Origin of the sequence: Pseudomonas sp. NFPP07 (assembly GCF_900115645.1) — a bacterium.
GTDB classification, from domain to species: Bacteria; Pseudomonadota; Gammaproteobacteria; order Pseudomonadales; family Pseudomonadaceae; genus Aquipseudomonas; species Aquipseudomonas chlororaphis.
The window spans coordinates 467748-489211 of record NZ_FOXG01000006.1 but is presented as its reverse complement, the minus strand read 5'-3'; the positions used below and the strand labels follow the sequence as shown (position 1 = coordinate 489211).

21 protein-coding genes are annotated in these 21464 nt (G+C 62.9%); 10 read left to right on the top strand and 11 right to left on the bottom strand.

Features of this window, described 5'->3' with window-relative positions; genetic code table 11:
• The first annotated feature begins 258 nt into the window (after positions 1-258).
• The 5 genes from ureE (at position 259) to BM019_RS18075 (ending at position 4190) form a co-directional block, all read left to right on the top strand.
• On the top strand, positions 259-759 hold the full coding sequence (gene ureE, locus BM019_RS18095; protein ID WP_062823818.1) for an urease accessory protein UreE: 501 nt from the start codon (positions 259-261) through the stop codon (positions 757-759).
• Entirely contained in the window at positions 756-1430 is a 675-nt protein-coding gene (locus BM019_RS18090) for an urease accessory protein UreF (RefSeq protein WP_085533656.1), read from the top strand. Before ureE ends, BM019_RS18090 begins: the two co-directional genes overlap by 4 nt.
• A gap of 231 nt (positions 1431-1661) precedes the next feature.
• Positions 1662-2276: an urease accessory protein UreG gene (gene ureG, locus BM019_RS18085; protein WP_007925234.1), complete on the top strand. Its 615-nt coding sequence runs from the start codon at positions 1662-1664 to the stop codon at positions 2274-2276.
• A 37-nt stretch (positions 2277-2313) separates the two neighbouring features.
• A complete protein-coding gene (locus BM019_RS18080) occupies positions 2314-2886 on the top strand; it encodes a HupE/UreJ family protein (protein WP_092419112.1) in 573 nt (190 codons plus the stop codon).
• 170 nt (positions 2887-3056) lie between these two features.
• Complete coding sequence (locus tag BM019_RS18075) at positions 3057-4190, top strand: AGE family epimerase/isomerase (RefSeq protein ID WP_092419110.1); 1134 nt, start codon at positions 3057-3059, stop codon at positions 4188-4190.
• Positions 4191-4291: 101 nt separating this feature from the next.
• Here the strand turns inward: BM019_RS18075 and BM019_RS18070 are convergent, their stop codons facing one another.
• The 9 genes from BM019_RS18070 to BM019_RS18025 form a co-directional block, all read right to left on the bottom strand.
• Positions 4292-5197 carry a cation diffusion facilitator family transporter gene (locus BM019_RS18070; protein WP_062823821.1) on the bottom strand — a complete coding sequence of 302 codons (906 nt, stop codon included), beginning with the start codon at positions 5195-5197 and terminating at the stop codon, positions 4292-4294.
• Positions 5198-5453: 256 nt separating this feature from the next.
• Positions 5454-6221, bottom strand: a complete 768-nt coding sequence (locus BM019_RS18065; RefSeq protein ID WP_009041929.1) for an SDR family oxidoreductase — start codon at positions 6219-6221, stop codon at positions 5454-5456.
• A gap of 1007 nt (positions 6222-7228) precedes the next feature.
• Positions 7229-7948: an ABC transporter ATP-binding protein gene (locus BM019_RS18055; protein WP_007925221.1), complete on the bottom strand. Its 720-nt coding sequence runs from the start codon at positions 7946-7948 to the stop codon at positions 7229-7231.
• Entirely contained in the window at positions 7945-8820 is an 876-nt protein-coding gene (locus BM019_RS18050; protein ID WP_009041928.1) for an ATP-binding cassette domain-containing protein, read from the bottom strand. The genes BM019_RS18055 and BM019_RS18050 overlap by 4 nt, the downstream gene beginning before the upstream one ends.
• Positions 8817-10112, bottom strand: coding sequence for a high-affinity branched-chain amino acid ABC transporter permease LivM (gene livM, locus BM019_RS18045; RefSeq protein WP_085533650.1), 1296 nt, complete (start codon positions 10110-10112; stop codon positions 8817-8819). The genes BM019_RS18050 and livM overlap by 4 nt, the downstream gene beginning before the upstream one ends.
• A 2-nt stretch (positions 10113-10114) precedes the next feature.
• Positions 10115-11029 (bottom strand): ABC transporter permease subunit, encoded by a 915-nt coding sequence (locus BM019_RS18040; protein ID WP_007925218.1) that lies wholly within the window; start codon positions 11027-11029, stop codon positions 10115-10117.
• 180 nt (positions 11030-11209) lie between these two features.
• Positions 11210-12346 carry a branched-chain amino acid ABC transporter substrate-binding protein gene (locus BM019_RS18035; RefSeq protein WP_007925216.1) on the bottom strand — a complete coding sequence of 379 codons (1137 nt, stop codon included), beginning with the start codon at positions 12344-12346 and terminating at the stop codon, positions 11210-11212.
• Positions 12347-12708: 362 nt separating this feature from the next.
• Entirely contained in the window at positions 12709-13992 is a 1284-nt protein-coding gene (locus tag BM019_RS18030) for an L-pipecolate oxidase (RefSeq protein ID WP_009041925.1), read from the bottom strand.
• Positions 13993-14200: 208 nt separating this feature from the next.
• Positions 14201-15691 carry an L-piperidine-6-carboxylate dehydrogenase gene (locus BM019_RS18025; protein ID WP_092419108.1) on the bottom strand — a complete coding sequence of 497 codons (1491 nt, stop codon included), beginning with the start codon at positions 15689-15691 and terminating at the stop codon, positions 14201-14203.
• Between the two features lie 163 nt (positions 15692-15854).
• On the opposite strand from BM019_RS18025, the gene BM019_RS18020 reads away from it, so the two are divergent.
• From BM019_RS18020 to nadE, 3 genes are all read left to right on the top strand, one after another.
• A complete protein-coding gene (locus BM019_RS18020; protein ID WP_062823826.1) occupies positions 15855-16760 on the top strand; it encodes a LysR family transcriptional regulator in 906 nt (301 codons plus the stop codon).
• Between the two features lie 229 nt (positions 16761-16989).
• A complete protein-coding gene (gene pncB / locus BM019_RS18015) occupies positions 16990-18216 on the top strand; it encodes a nicotinate phosphoribosyltransferase (RefSeq protein WP_009046709.1) in 1227 nt (408 codons plus the stop codon).
• A 3-nt stretch (positions 18217-18219) separates the two neighbouring features.
• Positions 18220-19047, top strand: a complete 828-nt coding sequence (gene nadE, locus BM019_RS18010; protein WP_009041922.1) for an ammonia-dependent NAD(+) synthetase — start codon at positions 18220-18222, stop codon at positions 19045-19047.
• 223 nt (positions 19048-19270) lie between these two features.
• Here nadE and azu read toward each other — a convergent pair whose 3' ends face one another.
• Positions 19271-19717, bottom strand: coding sequence for an azurin (gene azu / locus BM019_RS18005; RefSeq protein ID WP_007921507.1), 447 nt, complete (start codon positions 19715-19717; stop codon positions 19271-19273).
• A gap of 349 nt (positions 19718-20066) precedes the next feature.
• On the opposite strand from azu, the gene BM019_RS18000 reads away from it, so the two are divergent.
• Positions 20067-20654 (top strand): LOG family protein, encoded by a 588-nt coding sequence (locus BM019_RS18000; RefSeq protein WP_092419106.1) that lies wholly within the window; start codon positions 20067-20069, stop codon positions 20652-20654.
• Between the two features lie 69 nt (positions 20655-20723).
• Complete coding sequence (locus tag BM019_RS17995; RefSeq protein ID WP_092419104.1) at positions 20724-20909, top strand: hypothetical protein; 186 nt, start codon at positions 20724-20726, stop codon at positions 20907-20909.
• Positions 20910-20933: 24 nt separating this feature from the next.
• Here BM019_RS17995 and BM019_RS17990 read toward each other — a convergent pair whose 3' ends face one another.
• The gene (locus tag BM019_RS17990; protein WP_092419102.1) at positions 20934-21353 is read right to left on the bottom strand and encodes an NUDIX hydrolase; all 420 of its coding nucleotides are present in this window, start codon (positions 21351-21353) and stop codon (positions 20934-20936) included.
• Positions 21354-21464: the final 111 nt, after the last annotated feature.

Below are 21464 nucleotides of genomic sequence, written 5' to 3'. Positions count from 1 at the left end.
TGCGCTCAACCGCACCACCTCCTCCACCGCCTCATCTGCCCGCCATGGCTCGCGCCAGAGCGGCGCTTCGCCGCGCATCAAAAAACAGCACAACGCACCAAGTCAGTGCTATAAATCAGCGCACACCCTGAATTTGTAACAAAATAAAACATAAGCCCGCCCCATTTTCAGGCGCTTTCCACCCGTTTCCGATCAGACCGGGCGATTGGCAAGGCACTTGCTCTACACCCTGCATCGCTCATAGCTGGAAGCCTTCCAATGCTGGTGATTCATCGCAGAATCGCGCCGCAACCCGACTGGTCCGCCGAGTTGCACCTGACCTTCGAAGCCCGCAGCAAAAGCCGCTTGCGCTGTTTTAGTGCCGACGGCGAGGACGTCGGGCTGTTTCTGGAGCGTGGCCAGCCGCCGCTGCACGACGGCGAATGCCTGCAAGCCGAAGACGGCCGGATCGTGCGGGTCTGCGCGCGTCCGGAAACCCTGTTGCATGTCACCTGCCGCAATGCCTTCGAACTGACCCGCGCCGCCTACCACCTGGGCAACCGCCACGTCGCCCTGCAAGTCGGCGATGGCTGGCTGCGCCTGCTCGACGACTATGTGCTCAAGGCCATGCTCGAACAGCTCGGCGCCAATACCGAAACCATCGAGGCGCCGTTCCAGCCGGAACACGGCGCCTACGGCGGCGGCCATCATCATTCCCGCCACGGCGACGAGGACTTCAACTACGCGCCGCGGCTGCACCAGTTTGGCGTGCGCCCATGAACCCGGCCTGGGCCCTGCTGCGCTTGGCCAGCCCACAGCTGCCGATTGGCGGCTACAGCTATTCCCAGGGCCTGGAAATGGCCGTGGAACAGGCCACGGTCAACGATCCGCACAGCGCCCGACGCTGGATCGGCGACCAGTTGCTGCTCAACCTCGCGCGCTTCGAAGCACCGCTGTTGCTGGCCCATTGTCAGGCGGCCGCGGACGAGGACTGGGCGCAATTGCTGCAGCTGTGCCAGGAACATCGCGCCAGCCGCGAAACCCGCGAGCTGCACCAGGAAAGCCGGCAAATGGGCTATTCCCTGCAACAGCTGTTGAACGGCCTGCCGGAGCTGGATCCGCCGGCCCGCGCCTTTCTCGCGCAGATCGCCGAGCCGCATCTGGCCCTGGGCTGGGCCCTGGCCGCGCGGGCCTGGCGGATCAGCCCGCAGGACGCCCTGGCCGCCTGGCTGTGGAGCTGGCTGGAAAACCAGCTGGCGGTGCTGATGAAAACCCTGCCCCTGGGCCAGCAGGCTGCTCAGCGCCTGACCAGCGAACTGTTGCCGTTGCTGCAAGAGGCCCAGCGCAATGCCTCGAACCTCGACCCCGAACATTACGGCAGCGCCGCCTTCGGCCTGTCCCTGGCGTGCATGGCCCATGAGCGCCAGTACAGCCGCCTGTTCCGTTCCTAGGGGTCTGTACGAAAAGTCGGCGAGCGAAGGTCAGGCAAGGCAAAAACAGGCGAGGAACGGCCGGGGTCGCGTTCGACTTTAGGGGCCTAAATGAGCATCCCGAGCCTGTTTTTAACGCAGCATGGCCCGCGTAGCGCCGAAGGCGCCCAGCGCGCAGCCACTTTTCGTACAGAGCCTAGGTCCTTTTAGTTTGGCGCCTTTTACTTGGTGCCTTTTATTGTGGAGAGTCACATGAACGCACAACCTCTGCGCGTCGGCATCGGCGGCCCGGTGGGCTCCGGCAAGACCGCCCTGACCCTGGCCCTGTGCCTGGCCCTGCGCGAACGCTACAACCTGGCGGTGGTGACCAACGATATCTACACCCGCGAAGACGCCGACTTCCTGGTACGCAACCAGGCCCTGGCGCCCGAGCGCATCATCGGCGTGGAAACCGGCGGCTGCCCGCACACGGCGATTCGCGAAGACGCCTCGATCAATCTCGAAGCGGTGGATCAGCTGAACCGGCGTTTTCCCGGCCTCGACCTGATTCTGGTGGAGTCCGGCGGCGACAACCTGTCGGCGACCTTCAGCCCCGAGCTGTCCGACCTGACCATCTACGTGATCGACGTGTCGGCGGGCGACAAGCTGCCGCGCAAGGGTGGCCCGGGCATCTGCAAGTCCGACCTGCTGGTGATCAACAAGATCGACCTGGCGCCCCTGGTCGGCGCTTCGCTGGAGATGATGGACGGCGATACCCAGCGCATGCGCGGTGGCAAGCCGTTCGTCTTCAGCAATCAGAAGACCGGCCAGGGCCTGGAGGAAATCATCGCCTTTATCGAACGCCAGGGACTGCTGATCGCGGCCTGATCGCTCTTTTCAAAAAGCTCAACAAGGAAGCCTGTCCATGACACTCAAACGCATTCTCGGCACCCTCGCCCTGCTGCTGACTCCAGCTTTGGCCTTCGCTCACCCGGGTCACGGCGACAACGGCCTGATAGCCGGCATCAGCCACCCGATCGGTGGCCTCGACCACTTGCTGGCGATGGTTGCGGTCGGCCTGTGGGCCGCGCAGCAGCAAGGCGCGGCGCGCTGGGCACTGCCCTGCACCTTCGTCGGCACCATGCTGATCGGCGGCGTGCTGGGTTTTGCAGGGCTGAACCTGCCGGCCCTGGAAAGCGGGATCGCCGCCTCGGTCCTGGCCCTCGGCCTGGCCGTGGCCCTGGCGGTGCGTCCGCCGTTGAGCCTGGCGGTGGCCGCCACCGCGCTGTTCGCCCTGTTCCACGGTGTGGCCCACGGCCTGGAACTGCCGGACATGTCCAGCCCCTGGACCTATGCCGCAGGCTTCGTCGCCGCCACCGCGGCACTGCACGCGGCCGGTTACGCCGTGGTCCGGGTCCTGCCACAGGCCGCTGCGCTGCTGGTGCGCCTGGCGGGCGCGGCGTCCGCCGCGACTGGCGTGTGGTTGCTGGCCGGCTGATGCGCGTCGTTTGAGGCTTTTTTTCGCGAGCAAGCTCGCTCCTACAGGAACAACGCCGCCACTGTAGGAACGAGCTTGCTCGCGATTAAGGGCTCCGGCCCAACCACGATCCCCAGGGCCTTCTCTGCTACCATGTCGCGCATTCCACCCTGCCGTGACGACGCCAGCCAATGCCCGATGTTTCCAGCCCCACTTCCCCGTCTGAATCGACCGCCCTGTTTACGGCCGTGCAACAGCATTTCCACAGCGTGATCGTGCCGCTCTGGCAGGGGCCGGGCTGGAATCCGGAACTGGCGCTGCCCTTCGAGGCGCTAGACGCCGAGCATGCCCCGCTGCCACCTCAGCGTTATCGGGCCATGGCCTGCGCCCGGCAGCTGTACCTGTTTTCCAGCCTGATCGGCGATGGCCGTACGCCGCTTGCTGAAGAGCGCGCCGCGGCGCTGTTCCGTTCCCTGCAACGGCACTTCCACGACGCCGAGCACGGTGGCTGGTTCTACAGCATCGATGCCCAGGGCGCGCCGCTGGACAGGCGCAAGGACCTCTACACCCACGCCTTCATCGTCTTTGCCTGCGCCCATTACTGGGCCAGGGTCCGCGAGCCGCTGGTGGAATCGGTGCTCAATGCCGCGCTGAAAGTGGTGGCCGAGCGTTTTGCCAACGGCGATGGCCTGTACGAAGCGGTCCTCGCGGAGGACTGGTCGTCCCAGGCTTGCGGCCCCTTGCAGAACCCGCTGATGCACCTGGCCGAAGCCTTCCTCGCCACCCTGGCCGTGCGTGACGACGCCGCCGTGCAAAGCGCGCTGCTGGCCCTGTGCACGGCCATGCAGCAGCGCTTCATCGAGCCACGGCATGGGCTGATGATGGAGAAACCGCTGGGGGCTGTGGATAACTGGTTCGAGCCGGGGCACCAGTTCGAATGGTTCTTCCTGCTGCAATCCTCGCCTCTGCTGCGTGGCTGCCCGCTGCACGCCTCGCTGGAGCGGGCCTTCGCCTATGCCGAGCAGGTTGGCGTGGATAACTCCAGCGGCGCGGTGAGTGGGATGCTGAGCATCGATGGCGATGTGCTCGACCCGACCCAGCGCATCTGGGCCCAGGCCGAATACCTGCGCGCCCTGACCTTGTGCCAGGACAGCGCCGAACGCCTGCAGCACCAGTTGCTGGCGCTGCAACAACACTTCCTGCATGCCAAGGGCTGGAACGAATGCCTGGACGCCCATGGCGGACTCAGCCGCCGGGACATGCCGTCGACCACGCCTTATCACCTGGCGACCTGTTATCTCGGCCTGGCTGAATACTTCGGCTGATCTTTACATCGCTATCGCGAGCAAGCTTCGCTCCTACAGAAAAACGAGCATGCCTCTGTAGGAGCGAAGCTCGCGATTGCGCGCCTGCGCTCAGGAAGGCCTCAGGCAATCCACTTGCGATCGCCGGTAAAGCTGATGGTCAGCCAGCGCGCCGCATCCGCCTTGCCGAGCTGTGTGGATATCTCCTCGCGCAGCTTGTCCAGCGTCGCCACACCCTGCAATGGATAGTCCTGCGGCAGCACGATGTGAATCTCAATAAACCGCGCCCGTCCGTGCTTCTGCACATACGAGACATAGTCGGCAAAGCCGTGTTCGACTTTCGCCTCGTCCATCACTTGGCGAACTTTGTCATCCAGTTGGTCCGGGACAATCCCCAGTACATCGCGTAACGCTGGCTTGAGAATATTGAAGGCCGGCGCGAGCATGCTCAGGGCCAGCAGGATCAGGATTGACGGGTCGACGTAAGCGGCCCACTGGCCATAACCCTGGGTCTTGAGCAGCAACGCGATGAGAAAGCTCACCAGCAAGCCGACCGAGAGCATCGCGTCCACCAGCCAGCTGATGTTGTCGAACTGGATCAACGAGGATTTCAACGTGCGATTGCGATAACGGACGTAGAAGAAATAGGCGAAGCAGACGACGCTAAGCACCATCGCAAAAGGGATCACCAGGCCCAGTTCGATCTCGCGGCCACCGTTGATGATGCCGAACATACCGCTGAGAAAGGCGTAGATCGCAATCAGCAACAAAAAGCTGCCTTCGATCAGCAGCACCATCGGTTCCAGGTGCCAGAAGCCGAACTGAAAGCGCTGGTTACTTTCCTTGGCGATCAGCTTGGCGGTGATCAGCATCAAGACCTTGATGACGGTCGCGATCAGCGAAAAAAAACCATCGAACAGAATCGATTGGGAACCGGAAAAAAACCCCGTGACGATAGCGGCGATCGCCACGGCGAACATCAGGACGGTCGATTGTTTGAGCAGTACCTGCTCACCTCGGTTACTCACATTTCCTCCTCGAGAACCTTTGAATTCGCGGCCTTGATGCAAGGCTGCGGTGGGTTGCGGAGCGGGAGTCTACCTTGTGCGGGCTGATTCAGGCCTGAACGGCTGTGTTGCCAAACGCATCGGCACGCGGAGTGTAGCCGCTGCCGCGGGCCGCGATCGACCGGGAACCGGTCGCAGGACTCAAGATCGCTGAAGGTCCTGCGACCAACGTGGCCCGGACCATCGCAGCCTACGGCAGCGGCTACAGGCGGAGCATTCAGCCCTTGGCGTTGCGCTCGATGGCGAAACCGGCCCAGGTCTGGCTCACCGGCATCAGCTCCAGGCTGTTGATATTGACGTGGGCCGGGGTGTTGAGCACCCAGAAGATGGTGTCGGCGATGTCCTGCGGCTGGATCGGCTCGGCACCGGCGTAGGTGGCGTTGTAACGCTCCTGGTCGCCTTTGAAGCGCACCAGGGAGAACTCGCTTTCGCACAGGCCCGGCTCGATATTGGTCACCCGCACACCGGTGCCTTGCAGGTCGCAACGCAGGTTCAGGGAGAACTGTTTGACGAACGCCTTGCTCGCGCCATACACGTGGCTACCCGGATACGGGTAGTTACCGGCGATGGAGCCGAGGTTGACGATGCCGGCGCCGCGGCCATGGGCGATCAGCCGTGGCAGCAGCAGGCGGGTGCTGTACATCAGGCCCTTGATGTTGGTGTCGACCATGGTGTCCCAGTCGTCCAGGTCGCACTTGGGCGCCGGGTCGACCCCCAGGGCCAGGCCGGCGTTGTTGATCAGCCCACGCAGCTTGGCGAAGGACGGCGGCAGGTTGGCGATCGCTTCTTCCATGGCCTTGCGGTCCCGCACATCGAGCACCAGGCCGTGCACCTCGGTCTGCTTCGACAGCTCGGCGCACAGGGCGTTGAGACGCTCTTCGCGGCGACCGGTCAGCACCAGCGACCAGCCGGCCTCGGCAAAACGACGGGCACAGGCTTCGCCAAAACCGGAGGTTGCGCCGGTAATAAACAGGGTGGAAGTCATGGTGTTCTCCTTGCTGGGCGTCGAACCGCCGTGGAAATGAAAAATCGTTTCGCAGCATGCCCGGCCTGAATCGCAGCGGCAACCGGAGGTTGTGCGAGCCAGGCTATCAGCCTCCCCTGTAGCCGCTGCCGAAGGCTGCGATCGGTCTGGGCGGCATTCCGTTCGAAGAGGGCGTGCTCTTCAAGATCGTTGAAAGGCCCTCCGGGCCTTATCGCAGCCTTCGGCAGCGGCTACAGAGACGCAACTGTACAAAAAACAACCAACCACCGCCAAGCCAGGCAAATCGTGGCCCGCAGCCACATGCACGCACCTTATCCACAGGACGCTCCACAGTCTTTGGGGGCAAGTGCAAAAGTCCGCAAGCCCCTATCCACAGGGGCTGCAGGCGATTTTAGAAAGTTTTTTGCTTGACCTGAGCATGGCGTCCATGCAGCCCCGGCCGATACAGGCGACCGGACGGTCAAGCAAGGGATGGCTTCAAGCCAGTAACGACGCTGCCTCGGCGAGTCTTTCCAGAGTTTAATCACAGACTTATCCACAGGCTTGTCCAGGGGGTTTCCGCCCTTTGCCTGCGACAATAAAAAGGTTGACAACGGCCGCTCAAGGTCCGGCAAAAACGCCTGATCAAAAAACGATCGCCAGCCTGCAGGCCACGCCATTCAAGGCGTCCAGCCAGCTACTCCCACGTTACCCACAGCCAGTTCCACAGCAAACGGGGACAAGTCAAAACCGTGACAAAACAACTATTTGCAGCGTCTTTATGCCGCGCTTTGCCAGCTTGCGCAGAATGTTTTCCACAATTTGCGTTTTCTGCTGTGGACAAGGTCATCCAGCCTCTGTAGGAGCGAGCTTACTCGCGAAGAACCCGAGAACGACGCGTATATCCAGACAGCCAGCGTCACCGTTGACGAGCATCGCGAGCAAGCTCGCTCCTACAAGATCAAGGGGATAAAAAATGCCCCGGCGGTGCGAACCGGCGGGGCATGTCTTATCCACGGTACTCAGGCTCAGTGACCGCCCAGATACGCGTTACGCACCTCCTCGTTGACCAGCAGTTCCTGGCCGGTGCCGCTCAGGCGGATCTCGCCGTTGACCATCACATAGGCGCGGTCCGACAGCTTCAGCGCGTGGTTGGCGTTCTGCTCGACCAGGAAGATGGTCATGCCGGTGGAGGCCAGCTCGCGCAGGGTGGCGAAGATCTGCTTCACCACGATCGGCGCCAGCCCCAGGCTCGGTTCGTCCAGCAACAGCAGCTTGGGACGGCTCATCAGCGCGCGGGCGATGGCGAGCATCTGCTGCTCGCCGCCGGACATGGTCATGGCCCGCTGGGTCCGACGTTCCTTGAGCCGCGGGAACAGTTCGAACATGCGCTGCATGTCTTCGCTGGCGTACTTGTCGCCGATGGGGATGGTGCCCATCAGCAGGTTCTCTTCCACCGTCATGTCCGGAAACACCCGGCGCCCCTCCGGCGACTGGGCGATGCCGTTGGAGGCGATGTAGTGCGAGGACTTGTGGGTGATGTCCACACCGCGATAGATGATCTGCCCGGACTCGGCCCGCGGCTGGCCGAAAATCGACATCAGCAGCGTGGACTTGCCGGCACCGTTGGAGCCGATCAGGCTCACGGTTTCACCTTCGTTGATGTGCAGCGAGACTTTCTTCAGGGCCTGGATCGGCCCGTAGTACACGTCCAGGTCCTTGAGTTCGAGGATAGGCGCAGTCGTCATACCAGTTCCTCTTCGTCCGCACCCAGGTAGGCGGCGATCACTTTCGGGTCGTTGCGAATCGCTTCGGGCCCGCCCTCGGCGATCACGTTGCCGTGGTCGAGCACCACGATATGGTCGGAAATACTCATCACCATGCCCATGTCATGTTCGATCAGCACCACGGTCAGGTCGTGCTCGTCGCGCAGCAGCCGGATCATCGCGCTGAGCGCTTCGGTTTCCTGGGGGTTGAGGCCGGCGGCCGGTTCGTCGAGGCAGATGATCTGCGGCCGGGTGCACATGGCGCGGGCGATTTCCAGGCGGCGTTGCTGGCCGTAGGACAACTCGCCGGCCAGGCGGTTGGCGCAGTCCACCAGGTCCACCACCTCCAGCCAGTAGAAGGCGTGGTCCAGGGCGTCGCTTTCAGCCTTCTGGTAACCCTTGGTGTTGAGGATGCCGGACACCAGGTTGCGGTTGACCCACATGTGCTGGGCCACCAGCAGGTTCTCCAGCACCGACATTTCCCTGAACAGGCGAATGTTCTGGAAGGTCCGCGCCAGGCCCGCCCGGTTCACCAGGTGGGTACCACCGAACATCTTGTAGAACAGCCGGCTGGCAAAGCGCCTGGGCGACACGAAGTCGGTCGCGCGAAACGGCTCGCCCAGCAGCTTGATGACGTTGGTCGGCTTGCCCCGGGTATTGAGGGCGATGTGCCCGCCCGTGGCCTTGTAGAAACCGGTCAGGCAGTTGAACACCGTGGTCTTGCCCGCGCCGTTGGGGCCGATCAGGGCGAAGATGGAGTTGCGCTTGACCTCCAGGCTGACGTCGCTCAGGGCCTTGATGCCACCGAAGTGCATCATCAGGTTCTCTACCTTGAGAATGACTTCATCGCTCATGGCGCGCTCCTCTCGACCAAGGCACCTTTACGCGGGGTTACCCCGGTACGGCTGATACGAATCAGGCCTCGCGGCCGCCAGATCATCATTAACACCATGAGAATGCCGAACAGCAGCACCCGGTACTCGGAGAAGCTGCGCAGCAGCTCCGGCGCCACGGTGAGGACGAACGCTGCGATCACCACGCCCACGGTCGACCCCATGCCGCCCAGGACCACGATGGCCAGGATCAGCGCCGACTCGAAGAAGGTGAAGGACGAGGGATTCACAAAGCCCTGGTAGCTGGCGAAGAACACCCCGGCCAGGCCCGCGGTGGAGGCACCGATGGTGAAGGCCGAGAGTTTCACCAGCACGTGGTTCAGGCCCATGGCGCGGCAGGCGATCTCGTCTTCACGCAGCGCTTCCCAGGCCCGGCCGACCGGCATGCGGGTCAGGCGATGCTTGATGTAGAGCACCAGCAGCACCACGATGAACAGCACGATGTAGATGAACAGGAACTTCAGGTTGGGGTTGTATTCCAGGCCGAAGAACTCGTGGAACGGCACCCCGCCATCCTTCGCCCGCCGAGTGAATTCCAGACCGAAAATGCTCGGCGACGGAACCGGCATGCCGTTCGGGCCGCCGGTGAAGGACAGCCAGTTGTTGAGAACCAGGCGGATGATCTCGCCGAAGCCCAGGGTCACGATGGCCAGGTAGTCACCGTGCATGCGCAACACCGGGAAGCCGAGTATGCATCCCGCTAGCGCCGCGGCGAGGGCCGCCAGGGGCAGCACGGTCCAGAAACCCAGGCCGAGGTACTGGTAGCCCAGCGCCAGGCCGTAGGCACCGATGGCGTAGAACGCCACATACCCCAGGTCGAGCAGCCCGGCCAGGCCGACCACGATGTTCAGCCCCAGGCCGAGCAGCACGTAGATCAGGCCGAGGATGACCACGGTCAGCAGGTACTTGTTGGCGAAGAACGGGAAGACGATGGCGATCACGATCAGCGCCGGGATGATCCAGCGCAGCCGCGACTTGTAGTCCGGCGCCAGCACATGCACACCGGAACCGGTGCTTTCGAAACCCTGGAGGATCTTCAACCCCTTGGGCGTCTGCAGGAACAGGCTCAAGGCGAAACGACCGATCATCACGATCGCCACCAGCCAGCCGACGCGGGCCGGTTGCAGGTTGAAGCTGTAGCCCTCGAGTACCACGCCCACGATAGGACCGAACACGATCAGCGAGATCAGCCCGGCCAGTACGGCGTCGATAAGGCTCTTTTTGATATCAATCGGTTTATTGGCAGCAGACATACTTATACCTTCGCCACGAGTGGGCGACCCAGCAGGCCTTGGGGACGGAAGATCAGAATCAGCACCAGCAGCGAGAAACTGAACACGTCTTTGTAGTCGGAGTTGATCAGACCGGAGAACAGCGACTCGGAGATCCCGAGGATGATCCCGCCGAGCATCGCGCCCGGCAGCGAGCCGATGCCGCCGAGTACCGCCGCGGTGAACGCCTTGATGCCGATGATGAAGCCGGCATAGAAGTCGAACGTGCCGTAGTTCATGGTGATCAGTACGCCCGCCAGCGCCGCCATGGCGGCGCCGATGATGAACACGTAGGAAATCACCCGGTCGGTGTTGATCCCGAGGATCGAGGCCATCTTGCGGTCTTGCTGGGTGGCGCGGCACATGCGGCCGAGCTTGGTGTACTTGATGATGTAGGTGAGCACCGCCATGCCGGCGAATGCCGCCACCAGGATGAAGATCTTGGTGTAGGTGAGCTGGACGAAACCGGTGCCGATGTCGACCTTCCAGGCGCCGGCCAGCAGCGTCGGTACACCTTGTTGCTTGGCGCCCTGGCTGATCTGCGCGTAGTTCTGCAGGATCAGCGAGATACCGATGGCGCTGATCAGCGGCGCCAGGCGGGTGGAGTTACGCAGGGGTTTGTAGGCGACGCGCTCGATGACCCAGCCATAGATCCCCGTCACGACGACGGTGAAGACCAGGGTACCGAGAATGAGTAGCGGGAAGGATTCGATGCCGAAGTAGGCCAGCAGAGCCAGACTGATTGCCGCGAGGTAAGCGGAAATCATGTAAACCTCGCCGTGGGCGAAGTTGATCATGCCGATGATGCCATAGACCATTGTGTAGCCGATGGCGATCAGACCATAGACGGACCCGAGGGTCAGTCCATTGATCAGTTGCTGCAGGAAAATACCATCCATAACGCAATCTCACGCATTTGAGAGACTGCACACAGCGGATACGACGGCCTTGGGGTTCACCCACCCGCGCAACACGACAGTTGTGCAGCTCTACGAGAAAAGACAGGTACTGCACGGACACGCATGCAGCAGGCCTGCGCCCTCCCCTGGAGGAAGGGCCGGCCTGCCCAGACGCTCATGTCACTTCTGTTTTTCCAGCTGGTGGTATTTGCCGTCCTTGTCCCACTGGTAAACCACGTAGTCGGAGACTTTCAGGTCGCCCTTGGCGTCCCAGGTCTTCTCGCCCATCACGGTTTTCACCGGGTTGGCCTTGAGCCACTTGGCGGCGTCCTCGCCCTTGTTGGACTTGGCCCCGCCGAAGCCGGCAGCCAGTGCCTGGACCGACGCGTAGGCGTACAGGGTGTAGCCTTCAGGCTCGGTGCCGGCCTTGCGGAAAGCGTCGACCACGGTCTTGCTGTCCGGCAGCAGGCGCGGGTCGGCGCCGAAGGTCATGTACACGCCATCGACGTATTGCGGACCGCCGGCGGTGGTCACTAGTTCATCGGTGACGATACCGTCGTCGGACATGAACTTGACGTCTTTGAGGCCCTGCTCGCGCATCTGGCGTACCAGCGGACCGGCTTCCGGGTGCAGGCCGCCAAAGTAGACGACATCGGCACCGGCGGCGCGGATCTTGGTGACCACGGCGCTGAAGTCTTTCTCGCCGCGGGTCAGGCCTTCGTACAGCACGGGCGTCACGCCGCGCTTGCTCAACTGGGCCTTGGTGGCATCCGCCAGGCCCTGGCCGTAGGTGTCCTTGTCGTGCAGGACCACGACTTTCTTGCCCTTGAGCACGTCGACGATGTAGTCGCCGGCGACGATGCCCTGCTGGTCGTCACGCCCGCACATGCGGAACATGGCGGAGAGGCCGCGCTCGGTGACCTGCGGGTTGGTGGAGCCCGGGGTGATGGCGATCACGCCCGCATCGCTGTAAACCTCGGAAGCCGGAATGGTCGACGACGAGCAGAAGTGACCGACCACACCGGCCACCTTGTCCTGGTCCACCAGGCGGTTGGCCACGGCCACGGCCTGTTTCGGTTCGCAGGCGTCATCGCCCTTGACCAGGACGATCTTCTCGCCGTTGACGCCGCCCTTGGCGTTGATCTCGTCAGCCGCTGCCTGTGCACCCTTCATGTACTGCTCGCCAAATGCCGCGTTGGCGCCTGTCATGGGACCCGCTACGCCGATCTTGAGGTCGGCCTGAGCAAACGCAGAAACACCCAACGCAGCTGCCACTGCGAGGGCCAGAAAGCCTTTCTTGTAAAACGTCTGGGACATGAGGTGGTGCTCCAAGGTTTTTTTAGTTGGCACTGCGACTTCACCGAATGCTCAGAGCAAGGGCCGTGCCATTGGTTTTTTATTCTGAAAAAAGTCGCTCTTTTATTGTTATTTCGACTGTTTCGAGCCCTTTTTTATTGGGCGTGCAACCGTCTAAACCGCGGAAGGTGAAACCTTACAAAACATCAGGCGCAACCCGCCTGCGCCATCATTGCAACCGCAGCGCAAATCAACGTGCAACCAGCCTGTAACAGCCTGCGTAACCGAACTGCACACTACTGGTGCAGGACTGCTACGCCCCGCACCACTACAGGCTAGTCGCTGCGCCGAAAAGCGCCGCACCCGGCAACATATTTCCTTTGTCAGATAACGATCCGCAGGCACTGGCCCGCGTGATACAGGGAGAACCCGGCCTCGTACAGGCAACTGCGCAAGCCCACGCCGGCCAGGGGCTGCATGGGGGCGAAGGGAATCGGCAAGGCCTGAGGATTTCCGTTACACAGGTAATCGGCGAACGCCTTGCCGACCACGGTGCCGGTGGTCACGCCCCGGCCGTTGTAGCCGGTGACCGCCACCAGACCGGGCGCCGGCTCGAACAGACGCATCAGGTGATCGGGGGTAAAGGCGATGCAACCGGTCCAGGTGCACTCCCACTCCACCGTTTTCAGGTAAGGGAAATAGTGCTGCTGTACCCGGTCGGCCCAGGCCTTGAGGAACCAGGCCGGCTTCTGGTTGCCATTGCCCAGGCTGCCCAGCAACAGGCGACCGTCGGCGTCCCGGCGAATGCTGCTGAGCACCTGGCGGGTATCCCAGGAACCCTGGCCACCCGGCAGGATCCGCTGCGCGGCTTCCTCGGTCAGCGGCCTGGAGGCGACCTGATAGTAGTAACCGGGGAAAAAATTGCGCCGCAATTCGGTCCAGTCGCCCTCGGTGTAGGCATTGGAGGCAATCACCACCTGCTCGGCCAGCACCGAGCCCTGGGCGGTCTGCACCGACCAGCGCTGGCCCTGGCGTTCGAGACGGGTCACCGGCGAATGGTCGAACAGTTGGCCACCCAGGTCGACCGCGGCCTTGGCCAGGCCACTGACATAGGCCATCGGATTGACCGTACCGGCCCGGCGATCGAGCAAGGCGGCGGCGATCTTCCTGGTGCCGGTGGCGGTTTCACAGGCCGCGCCGGTCAACAGCTCGACCGGCGCGCCACGACGTTTCCACTGGGCTTCCCGGCTGCGCAGGTCGGCTTCGCCCCGGGCGTTGTGCGCCATGTGCAAGGTGCCTTCGCGGCGCAGCTGGCAATCGATGCGGTATTTGTCGATCAGGCTGAACACCAGGGCCGGCGCCGCCCCCAGCATGCGGTTGAGCTGGCTGCCGACCGCCTCGCCGAAACCGGCCTCGATCTCGTCCGGCGGGATCCACATCCCGGCGTTCACCAGCCCCACGTTGCGTCCCGAACCACCGTGACCGGTGCGGTGGGCTTCCAGTACACAAACCCTTTTGCCCTGCTCCAGCAGGTGCACGGCGGCCGACAGGCCGGTAAAACCCGCGCCGATCACGCAGACATCCACCCTGACCTCGCCCTTGAGGGCGGCATTGTCAGGCCTTTGCGGCGTCAGTTTTTCCCACAGGCATTCTTCGCGTAACGGCATTGCCAGACTCCGAAATCAACGAACCACAGACCATGAACCAGCACCTCCCCTGTAGCCGCTGCCGCAGGCTGCGATCGACCGGTACGGTCGCGGCGAACTGAAGGCCGCCGCAGGCCCGACAGGAGATCGGGAACCAAGCGCCTTCGGAGCTTATCGCAGCCTTCGGCAGCGGCTACAGCGCCCGGCAGGCGGGCGCGATCGGGGTCGATCAGTCGAAGGTAATACCCTGCGCCAATGGCAACTCCAGTGAGTAGTTCACGGTGTTGGTCTGCCGGCGCATATAGGCGCGCCAGGCATCGGAGCCGGACTCGCGGCCGCCGCCGGTTTCTTTCTCGCCACCGAAGGCGCCGCCGATTTCCGCGCCGCTCGGGCCGATGTTGACGTTGGCGATGCCGCAGTCGCTGCCCACCGCCGACATGAACTGCTCGGCCTCACGCACATCGGTGGTGAAGATGCAGGACGACAGGCCTTGCGGCACGGCGTTGTTCAGGCGCAGCGCTTCGGCGAAATCGCTGTAGCCCACCACGTAGAGGATCGGCGCGAAGGTTTCGCTGCACACCACGTCGCTCTGCTCCGGCATTTCGACGATCGCCGGCGACACGTAATAGGCGTTGGGGAACTGCTCTTCCAGCTGGCGCTTGCCGCCGAACACCCGGCCACCCTCGCTCAGGGCCTGCTCCAGCGCATCCTGCATGTTGTCGAAGCTGTGCTTGTCGATCAGCGGGCCGACCAGGTTGCCTTGCAGCGGATGGCCGATGCGCACCTTGGAATAGGCGGCCTTGAGGCGGGTGACGATTTCTTCCTTCACCGATTCATGGGCAATCAGCCGGCGCAACGTCGTGCAGCGCTGGCCGGCGGTGCCGACGGCGCTGAACAGGATGGCGCGCACGGCCATGTCCAGATCGGCGTTCGGCCCCAGGATCATCGCGTTGTTGCCGCCCAGCTCGAGGATGCTGCGGGCGAAACGCGCGGCGACTTTCGGCGCCACTTCGCGGCCCATGCGGGTGCTGCCGGTGGCGCTGATCAGGGCCACGCGCGGGTCGTCCACCAGCGCTTCGCCGGCGTCACGCCCGCCGATGACCACCTGGCTCAGGTACTCGGGGGCATCGCTGAAGTTCTTCAGCACGCGTTCGAACAGCGCCTGGCAGGCCAGGGCGGTCAACGGGGTCTTTTCCGAGGGTTTCCAGATCACCGGGTTGCCGCAGACCAGCGCCAGGGTGGTGTTCCAGGCCCAGACCGCGACCGGGAAGTTGAACGCGCTGATCACCCCGACGATGCCCAGTGGGTGCCAGGTTTCGCGCATGTGGTGGCCCGGGCGCTCGGAGGCGATAGTCAGGCCGTACAGCTGGCGCGACAGGCCGACCGCGAAGTCGCAGATGTCGATCATTTCCTGCACTTCGCCCAGGCCTTCCTGGGTGATCTTGCCGGCTTCCCAGGACACCAGCTCACCGAGGTCGGCCTTGTATTCGCGCAGCACTTCGCCGAACTGGCGCACCAGCTCGCCACGCCGCGGCGCCGGCACCTTGCGCCACAACTCGAACGCATGCTCCGCGCGACTGACCTGCTGCTCCACCTCGGCCGCGCCCTGCCAGTTCACCGAGGCGATGCGGCTGCCGTCGATCGGCGAATGCACGGGCTGCTTGCCCGATTGATACAGGGCCGGGTTCACACCAAGACGATCAAGCAATGCGGCAACCATGGGTCACTCCTTACAAATGGAAAGCAAAAAGTCGTAGCCGTTGACACAGCTATTCAGGACTGTAGTTGTAGCCGGCCCGAGACTTGCCAACAAACGACGATTAGGCGAGATATCATTCCGTTTATTCATGCTGCGCAGCCGGGACACGAACAAGGAACCCTCGATGCTGAACAAACGCTACCTGCCCTCGATCACCGCCCTGCAGTGTTTCGAGGCCGTCACCCGGCACCTGAGCTTCACCCGCGCCGCCGAGGAGCTGAACCTGACCCAGAGCGCGGTCAGCAAGCAGGTCGCGCAGCTGGAAGAACTCCTACAACACCTGCTGTTTCGCCGGGTACGTCGGCGCCTGCAACTGACCCCGGCCGGCGACCTGTACCTGGTGGAGGTGCGCAAGATCCTCTCGCAGATCGAGATGTCGACCCATTACCTGCGCTCCTACGGCGGCGAAACCGAAGTCCTGCGGGTGTCCACCCCATCGACCTTCGGTGCGCGCTGGCTGGTGCCGCGCCTCAAGGGCTGGCGCCTGCGCCACCCGCAGATCCACCTGGACCTGTGCAACGAGCAGGAAGCCGACGACCTGCTGCAGGGCCGCAGCGACATGGCGTTCTACTTCGGCCAGGGTTCGCGCCCGGGCACCGAGTGCCTGAAGCTGTTCGGCGAAGAGCTGGTGGCGGTCTGCGCCCCGGGCAGCCTGCCGCAGAAGCCGTTCACCGACCCGACGCAGCTGGCCGAGCTGGTGCTGCTGCAACTGGCCTCGCGGCCGCAGGCCTGGCATGACTGGTTCGACAGCCAGGGTTACCACACCGAGCACAGCTATCACGGCCCGCGCTTCGAAACCTTCTACATGTGCATCCGGGCCGCCCAGGTCGGCTGCGGCGTGGCCCTGCTGCCGCGGTTCCTGGTGGAAGAAGAGCTGGCCGAGGGCAAGCTGGTGCTGGCCTGGGACTACGCCATGCCCAGCCACGACGCCTATTACCTGGCCTACCCCGAACATGCGGCCGAAGTGCCCAAGGTGCGGGACTTCGTACGCTGGATGCTGGAACAGATCGACAGCCCGACGCCGGCCTGATCCGGGATGGAGGCCAGACGAATGGACGCCATCGCGAGCAAGCTCGCTCCTACAAGAGCAGCGCCGTACCTGTAGGAACGAGCTTGCCCGCGATGAGGCCATCAGCCTCGACATCGTCCCCAAGCAAAAAACACTGGCAAAACCCACGGCGGATATGCGCCACTACTGCCTTCATTGAAAAAGCTGGAAAGCCGCGCCCTTCATCGCGGCCAGCATGGAGATTCCCGTTATGAGCGAGAGTGTGTTTGCCGATCGCATCGTGCAGAACCTGCTCGACACCGACTTCTACAAACTGACCATGATGCAGGCGGTGCTGCACAACTACCCCAATGTGGAAGTCGAATGGGAATTCCGCTGCCGCAACAGCGAGGACCTGCGCCCCTATCTGGCGGAGATCCGCTATCAGTTCGAGCGCCTGGCCGACCTGAGCCTGAGCGCCGACCAGTTGAGTTTTCTCGAGCGCATCAGCTTCCTGAAACCGGACTTCCTGCGTTTTCTCGGGCTGTTCCGCTTCAACCTGCGGTATGTGCATACCGGTATCGAGAACGGCGAGCTGTTCATCCGCCTGCGCGGGCCCTGGCTGCATGTGATCCTGTTCGAAGTGCCGATGCTGGCGATCGTCAGCGAGGTGCGTAACCGCTATCGCTACCGCGAAGTCGTCCTGGAACAGGCGCGCGAACAGCTGTATCGCAAGTTCGACTGGCTGAGCGCCAACGCCAGCGCCGATGAACTGTCGCACCTGCAGGTGGCCGACTTCGGCACCCGCCGGCGCTTCTCGTACCGGGTCCAGGAAGAAGTGGTGAACGTGCTCAAGCACGACTTCCCCGGGCGTTTCGTCGGCACCAGCAACGTGCACCTGTCCCGCGAGCTGGACATGAAACCCCTGGGCACCATGGCCCATGAGTGGATCATGGCCCACCAGCAACTGGGGCCGCGGCTGATCGACAGCCAGATCGCCGCCCTCGACTGCTGGGTCCGCGAGTACCGCGGCCTGCTGGGGATCGCCCTGACCGACTGCATCACCACCGACGCCTTCCTCAACGATTTCGATCTGTACTTCGCCAAGCTGTTCGACGGTTTGCGCCACGACTCGGGCGATCCGATCGTCTGGGCGGAAAAAGCCATCGCCCATTACCTGAAACTGGGTATCGAGCCGATGAGCAAGACCCTGGTGTTCTCCGACAGCCTGACGCTGCCCAAGTCCCTGGAGATTTTTCGTGCGTTGCGCGGTCGGATCAATGTCAGCTTCGGTATCGGCACCAACCTGACGTGCGATATTCCCGGTGTCGAGCCGATGAGCATCGTGCTTAAAATGGCCGCCTGCAATGGCCAGCCCGTCGCCAAGATCTCCGACGAAGCGGGCAAGACCCATTGCAAGGATCCCAACTTCGTCGCTTATCTGCGCCACGTTTTCCAAGTACCTGCCGCCCTTTCTGGCACATCAAGCAAGGAGTGAATCATGCAAGCCGTACAGCGTGAGATTGCTGAACAGCTCAAGGTCCAACCCCCTTTCAAGGACCAGGCCGATCTCGAGGCAGAAGTCGCCCGGCGGGTCGCGTTCATCCAGCAATGCCTGCTCAATTCCGGGCTCAAGGCCCTGGTGCTGGGCATCAGCGGTGGCGTCGACTCCCTGACCGCGGGCCTGCTGGCCCAGCGGGCGATACGCGAACTGCGCGCCAGCAGTGGCGACCAGGGCTATCGTTTCATCGCCGTGCGCCTGCCGTACGACGTGCAGTTCGACGAACACGATGCCCAGGCCTCGGTGGACTTCATCGAACCCGACGAGCGCCACACCGTGAACATCGGGCCGGCGGTCAAGTCCCTGGCCAATGAAGTGGCGGCCTTCGAAGGCCATCAGGCGGTAAGCCGGGACTTCGTCCTTGGCAACACCAAGGCACGCATGCGCATGGTCGCGCAGTACACCATCGCCGGCGCCGCCCATGGCCTGGTGATCGGCACCGACCACGCCGCCGAAGCGGTGATGGGTTTCTTCACCAAGTTCGGCGACGGCGCCTGCGACCTGGCCCCGCTGAGCGGGCTGGTGAAGAACCAGGTGCGGGCCATTGCCCGGCATTTCGGCGCGCCGGAGTCGCTGGTGGAGAAGATCCCTACCGCCGACCTGGAAGACCTGTCTCCCGGCAAGCCGGACGAAGCGTCCCACGGCGTGACCTACGCCGAGATCGACGCCTTCCTCCATGGCCAGCCGGTGCGCGAAGAGGCGTTCAAGATCATCTGCAACACCTACAACAAGACCCATCACAAACGCGTGATGCCGTTCGCGCCATAAACAGCCCGTAGCCGCTGCCGAGGCTGCGAGGCTGCGCACGGCCGCAGAGCGGTCGCCAAACCAGGCGCCGCGGTAGGTTCGATGGACCGCGTGGGCAGGTTTTGCGAGGAATGCGTCCTCGTAGCCTCGCAGGCTCGGCAGCGGCTACAAGTCTGTATACGCAGTTCCAGGCACAAAAAAAGCGCCCCGCAGGGCGCTTTTTTCATCACACGGAATCAACCGATCACTTCAGCACCACGGCGCCTTTCATCATCGAGTTGTGGCCCGGGAACGAGCAGAAGAACTCGTAGCTTTCGCCAGCGGTCAGCTTCGACACGTCGAAGGTCACCGAGTCTTTTTCGCCGGAGCCGATGATCTTGGTGTGGGCGATGACGCGGCTGTCGCCTTCTTTCAGGTAGTTCTTGTCGATGCCGGCGGCCATGCCGTCGGTAGCGATACCGGCCATGTCCGCGCTTTTGCTCAATACCCAGTTATGGCCCATGACGTTCTTCGGCAGGCTGCCGGAGTGGGTCAGGTTCACGGTGAAGGTCTTGCAGCTCTTGTCGATGGTGATTTCCTTCGTGTTGAAGGACATCTGGTCGGTGGAGTCGACATCGACCTTACATTCGGCGGCCATCAGCTGGCTGCTGGCCAGTGTCAACAGGGATACCGCAACGAGTTTGGCAAACATGGTGAATCTCCAAGGCAGGGTTAACAAAATCCATCTGAATCCATGAAGGTGAAGACTGCCTGAGTTTTTCACAAGTTCCTATGATTTACATCAAGAAATTGTATACAACTTTGCGCTATCGGCCTGATCGAGAGAATCAAACAGCCAGCTGGCGGCCCCGGGCCTATGCTCGGCGCACATCACTATCGGAGTGTCCGCCATGCACCTCAACAGCCTGTTCCGCAGCCTGCTCGCCGCCTATGCCTGTGGTGCCAGCGGCACCTATGAAAGCCCCCGCTGCGAGGATTGACCCTTGGAGCGCGGCCGGCCAGCCATTACTCTGTGGCCCTCACCGACCATGGAGTAAGGCATGTCTTTAGCGTCTGTATGCGTGTTCTGCGGTGCCAGCACCGGCACCAACCCGGCCTACCGCGAGGCCGCCGAAGCCCTCGGGCGCCAACTGGCCGAACGCAAGCTGACCCTGGTCTATGGCGGTGGCGCCGTCGGCCTGATGGGCATAGTCGCCGACGCGGCCCTGGCGGCTGGCGGCGAAGTCATCGGCATCATTCCCCAGAGCCTCAAGGACAAGGAAATCGGCCATCCGGGCCTGACGCGCCTGGAGGTGGTCGACGGCATGCACGCCCGCAAGGCACGCATGGCCGAGCTGAGCGACGCCTTTATCGCGCTGCCTGGCGGCCTGGGTACCCTGGAGGAGTTGTTCGAAGTCTGGACCTGGGGGCAATTGGGCTATCACGCCAAGCCCTTGGGGCTGCTGGAAGTGAATGGTTTCTACGAGAAGCTCACGGGTTTTCTCGATCATATCGTCGGCGAAGGCTTCGTTCGCACCCCGCACCGTGACATGCTGCAAGTGAGCGAATCGCCGCGCAAACTGCTGGAGGCGCTGGAGGCCTGGCAACCGACGGTAGCCCCCAAATGGGCCGAGCAGAAACCCGATTAACCGCCGGGCCCCGATACAGGGCAGAATACGCGCCGCTCAAACCTCACCTTCGACCCCAGAGGATCGCCCATGGCTAAACCCAATTACTCCTTCGCCAAACGTCAGCGAGACCTGGCAAAGGAGCAGAAGAAAGAGGAAAAGCTGCAACGCAAGAAAGCGGCCGCTGAAGAAGCCGGCGCACCAAGCCCGGATACAGAAGACGACGTGGCCGTCGACGACGTCGATGCAGTAGACGATCAGGCCCCCAAGGCCTGAGACCCGCCAGGCCCGATACTTCCATCAGGCCCTCGGGATCTGGGGGCGGCCATTCGTTGCCGACCCTCGGATACCCAACGCTTTGACAATCGAATCGCGATAACCCTGTGGCAAGTTGGCCGGTAGCTGGTCCGGCGCGAACAGGCCGATTTCCTTGTGCTCGTGGCTGATGGTCGGGACAAAACCGCCCAGGAGCCGGCAGCGATAGGTCGAGATAAAGACCTGCTTGCCGGGGATGACTTCGAACAGGTACGAATCCAGCGGCTCGCCCACCGCCACCCGCACATCCAGCTCTTCCTCGATCTCCCGCGCCAGACATTGCGGCGCCGTCTCCCCCAGCTCGATACGCCCGCCGGGCAGCTCCCACTCGTCACGCTCGTTGAGCATCAGCACCACCAACCCCTCGGGGGATTGCAGCACGCCCTTGATCGATACCGGGAACATAAGTAACTCCTGTAAAGCCTGTAGCCGCTGCCGAAGGCTGCGCTCGGGCGCGTAGCGGCCGTGTTTTTTAGACCGCTGGAAGGTTCTGCGAACCTTATCGCAGCCTGCTGC

Excerpts from the sequence above, each read along its gene's own strand:
- ureE (WP_062823818.1), top strand. The coding sequence starts at position 259 with ATGCTGGTGATTCATCGCAGAATCGCGCCGCAACCCGACTGGTCCGCC.
- BM019_RS18090 (WP_085533656.1), top strand. The coding sequence starts at position 756 with ATGAACCCGGCCTGGGCCCTGCTGCGCTTGGCCAGCCCACAGCTGCCG.
- ureG (WP_007925234.1), top strand. The coding sequence starts at position 1,662 with ATGAACGCACAACCTCTGCGCGTCGGCATCGGCGGCCCGGTGGGCTCC.
- BM019_RS18080 (WP_092419112.1), top strand. The coding sequence starts at position 2,314 with ATGACACTCAAACGCATTCTCGGCACCCTCGCCCTGCTGCTGACTCCA.
- BM019_RS18075 (WP_092419110.1), top strand. The coding sequence starts at position 3,057 with ATGCCCGATGTTTCCAGCCCCACTTCCCCGTCTGAATCGACCGCCCTG.
- BM019_RS18065 (WP_009041929.1), bottom strand. The coding sequence starts at position 6,221 with ATGACTTCCACCCTGTTTATTACCGGCGCAACCTCCGGTTTTGGCGAA.
- BM019_RS18055 (WP_007925221.1), bottom strand. The coding sequence starts at position 7,948 with ATGACGACTGCGCCTATCCTCGAACTCAAGGACCTGGACGTGTACTAC.
- BM019_RS18050 (WP_009041928.1), bottom strand. The coding sequence starts at position 8,820 with ATGAGCGATGAAGTCATTCTCAAGGTAGAGAACCTGATGATGCACTTC.
- livM (WP_085533650.1), bottom strand. The coding sequence starts at position 10,112 with ATGTCTGCTGCCAATAAACCGATTGATATCAAAAAGAGCCTTATCGAC.
- BM019_RS18040 (WP_007925218.1), bottom strand. The coding sequence starts at position 11,029 with ATGGATGGTATTTTCCTGCAGCAACTGATCAATGGACTGACCCTCGGG.
- BM019_RS18035 (WP_007925216.1), bottom strand. The coding sequence starts at position 12,346 with ATGTCCCAGACGTTTTACAAGAAAGGCTTTCTGGCCCTCGCAGTGGCA.
- BM019_RS18030 (WP_009041925.1), bottom strand. The coding sequence starts at position 13,992 with ATGCCGTTACGCGAAGAATGCCTGTGGGAAAAACTGACGCCGCAAAGG.
- BM019_RS18025 (WP_092419108.1), bottom strand. The coding sequence starts at position 15,691 with ATGGTTGCCGCATTGCTTGATCGTCTTGGTGTGAACCCGGCCCTGTAT.
- BM019_RS18020 (WP_062823826.1), top strand. The coding sequence starts at position 15,855 with ATGCTGAACAAACGCTACCTGCCCTCGATCACCGCCCTGCAGTGTTTC.
- pncB (WP_009046709.1), top strand. The coding sequence starts at position 16,990 with ATGAGCGAGAGTGTGTTTGCCGATCGCATCGTGCAGAACCTGCTCGAC.
- nadE (WP_009041922.1), top strand. The coding sequence starts at position 18,220 with ATGCAAGCCGTACAGCGTGAGATTGCTGAACAGCTCAAGGTCCAACCC.
- azu (WP_007921507.1), bottom strand. The coding sequence starts at position 19,717 with ATGTTTGCCAAACTCGTTGCGGTATCCCTGTTGACACTGGCCAGCAGC.
- BM019_RS18000 (WP_092419106.1), top strand. The coding sequence starts at position 20,067 with ATGTCTTTAGCGTCTGTATGCGTGTTCTGCGGTGCCAGCACCGGCACC.
- BM019_RS17995 (WP_092419104.1), top strand. The coding sequence starts at position 20,724 with ATGGCTAAACCCAATTACTCCTTCGCCAAACGTCAGCGAGACCTGGCA.
- BM019_RS17990 (WP_092419102.1), bottom strand. The coding sequence starts at position 21,353 with ATGTTCCCGGTATCGATCAAGGGCGTGCTGCAATCCCCCGAGGGGTTG.